3 protein-coding genes are annotated in these 2,782 nt (G+C 71.0%); all 3 read right to left on the bottom strand.

Annotation, left to right across the window (positions count from 1 at the left end; translation table 11 throughout):
- On the bottom strand, positions 1-1,079 hold a 1,079-nt coding region (locus ABB22_RS17370; RefSeq protein ID WP_057505448.1), incomplete at its 3' end, for an L-serine ammonia-lyase.
- A 17-nt stretch (positions 1,080-1,096) separates the two neighbouring features.
- Entirely contained in the window at positions 1,097-1,642 is a 546-nt protein-coding gene (locus ABB22_RS17365) for a cytochrome b (protein ID WP_055773092.1), read from the bottom strand.
- A 31-nt stretch (positions 1,643-1,673) separates the two neighbouring features.
- Positions 1,674-2,782, bottom strand: a 1,109-nt coding sequence (locus ABB22_RS17360; RefSeq protein ID WP_057505447.1) for a DUF3100 domain-containing protein, incomplete at its 5' end; no start/stop codon positions are given.

The following is a 2,782-nucleotide window of genomic DNA, read 5'->3' as shown; positions in this document are numbered from 1 at the left end:
AGCCCGCCGGCGGCCATCGAACAGGCCACACCGACCTCGCCCTGGCAGCCGACCTCGGCGCCGGAGATGGAGGCGTTTTCCTTGTAGAGGATGCCGATGGCCGCGGCGGTGAGCAGGAAGTCGAACACGCCCTGCTCATTGCTGCCGGGGCAGAAGCGGTCGTAGTAGTGCAGCACCGCCGGGATGATGCCGGCCGCGCCGTTGGTGGGCGCGGTGACCACGCGGCCGCCGGCGGCGTTCTCCTCGTTGACCGCCAGCGCGTACAGGTTGACCCAGTCCAGCGTGGTCAGCGGGTCGCGCATGGCCGCCTCCGGGCGCGCGGACAGCTCGCGGTACAGCGCCGGGGCGCGGCGACCCACGTGCAGGCCGCCGGGCAGGGTGCCCTCGGAGCGGATGCCGCGGGTCACGCAGGCCTGCATGGCGGCCCACAGCTCGCGCAGGCCGTCGCGGATCTCGTCCTCGCTGCGCCAGCACTTCTCGTTCTCGAACATCATCTGCGCAATGCTCAGGCCGCTGCGCGCGGCCTGGGCCAGCAGTTCGTCGCCGCTCTTGAACGGATACGGCAGCGGGGTCTGGTCGGGCACGATGCGGTCGTCGGCGGCATCGTCGGCATTGACCACGAAGCCACCGCCGACGGAGTAGTAGTCGCGGGTGGCGATGACAGCGTCGTTGCCGTCGAAGGCGGTGAAGCGCATGCCGTTGGTGTGGTAGGGCAGCTTCTGGCGCTTGTTCAGGGCCAGGTCGCGCTTCTCGTCGAAGGCGATGGCGTGCTGGCCCATCAGGTTGATGCGCTTGCTGGAACGGATGCGGGCCAGGGTTTCGGGAATGATGTCCGGGTCGATCAGGTTGGGGTGATGGCCCTCCAGGCCGAGCAGCACGGCGGTGTCGGTGCCGTGGCCACGGCCGGTGAGGGCGAGCGAGCCGAACACTTCGGCGCGGATGCGCACCACCTCCGGGAGCCTGCCCGGATCGAGCAGCCAGCGGTGGACGAAGCGCTCGGCCGCGCGCATCGGGCCAACGGTGTGCGAGGAGCTCGGGCCGATGCCGATCTTGAACAGGTCGAACGTGCTGACGGACATGCCGGTTCCCGGTGCGCTCAGCCGCGTCCGGCCGGAAGCATGCGCCGCAGCAGGCCGTCGCGACGCAGCAGTTGGTGATGCAGGACCGCCGCCAGGTGCAGCGCGACCAGCGCGGCCAGCGTCCAGAACAGCCACACGTGGGCCGTGTCGAGCACCTGCCGCAGATCCGGGTCGCGCGCGGCCAGCGCCGGCAGCTGGAACAGGCCGAACCACGGCAGCGGCTGTCCCGCCACCGAGTTGAGCAGCCAGCCGGACAATGGCAGGGCCAGCAGCAGCGCGTACATCAGCAGGTGGGTGGCATGCGCGGCGCGCAGCTGCCAGGCTGGTGCGGCCAGCGGCGCGGGCGCGCGCGTGGCCAGGCGTACCGCCACGCGCAGTGCCGCCAGCGCCAGCGCGGTGACGCCCAGCGACTTGTGCAGGCCATAGAACAGCCGGCGCGGGTCGCTGCCGCGCTCCATGTCCACCATCAACAGGCCGATCATCGCGGTGGCGACGACCAGCAGCAGGCCCAGCCAGTGCAGCCAGCGCACCGCCGCCGGCCAGCGCGGGGAAGCGCGCGGCATGTCGTGCTCCATGTCGCTCACCGCGGCCGCGTCAGTGGAAGAACTCGGCGATTGCCGCCGCGCCGATGAAGGTGCCGGCGGTGGCGGTCAGCGACACCGCGACGATGCGCCAGCCGAGCCGGCGGAACATCGGCAGCTTGCGTGCCACCGAGAAGCCGGCCAGCGCCAGCACGGTGGTGGTGATGCTCATGAACTGCACGCGGTCGGTGGTCGTGGCCAGCGCGTCGGCCAGCGGCCAGCCGCCGGGGATGGTCACCAGCGTCGCCGCCACCGCCAGGAACAGCATCAGCGGCAGCCGGCGCAGCACGCGCTTGAGCGCGATCCCGGCCAGCACGATCGCCACCATCACCGCCACGCCGGGCAGGGTCTGCTGCGGCGGCACGCCATGGCCCATGTAATTGCTGAGGGTGATGCCGGCGACCATCAGCAGCAGCGCCACCATGCTGTCGGCGAAGGAAGGGGTCTCGTCCTCCTCGGCCATCGCCGCTTCCGGGTCCAGATCGTCGGCCGTCGGCGCGCGCCGCGCCAGCGCGGTGCGGCCCAGCACCGGCTCCAGCCGCGCATACAGCCAGTTGCACAGCGGCAGGGTGACGAACACCGCGAAGTAGAACCCGACCACGCCGGCGATCAGGTTCGCCGCCGCGGCGATGGCGTTCAGCTCCTTGACCATCTCCGGCGCCATGCCGACGGTGATCACGCCCAGCGCGGCCGCCATCAGGCTGCCCGAACCCATGCCGGCGCCCATCGCCAGCGAGCGCGGGTCGAAGATGCCCAGCGGCGCGATCACGCTCACCAGCAGGGTGATGAACACCGCGCCCAGCACCGTGCCGGTGATGTACTCGGCGAGCACGCCGCGGCCTTCGGCCGACTGCATGCCGTACTTCTGGCCGATGATGACCAGGCTGTTCTCGCGCCCGATCGAGAAGGTGGCGCCGACCGCCTCGCGCTTGATGCCCAGCACCAGCGCCAGCGGCAAGGCCAGCACCATGGTGCCGAAGGCGTGGCCCAGTTCCTGGAAGGCCAGCGCCCAGCCGACCTTCTGCAGCTGTGGCATCGAATGCCCGGCCATCAGCCCGAGCTTGACGATGAACAGCAGCAGCGCGGCGTTGAGCAGCTTGCCGGCATGCCGCTGCAGCGGCA

Source organism: Stenotrophomonas nitritireducens, from assembly GCF_001431425.1.
Taxonomy (GTDB): Bacteria; Pseudomonadota; Gammaproteobacteria; order Xanthomonadales; family Xanthomonadaceae; genus Stenotrophomonas; species Stenotrophomonas nitritireducens.
The sequence above is the reverse complement of the archived record's forward strand: the minus strand, read 5'-3'. Positions and strand labels throughout refer to the sequence as shown.

What these genes read in the sequence shown, in the direction of transcription:
- ABB22_RS17365 (WP_055773092.1), bottom strand. Translation starts at nt 1,642, where the DNA reads ATGCCGCGCGCTTCCCCGCGCTGGCCGGCGGCGGTGCGCTGGCTGCAC.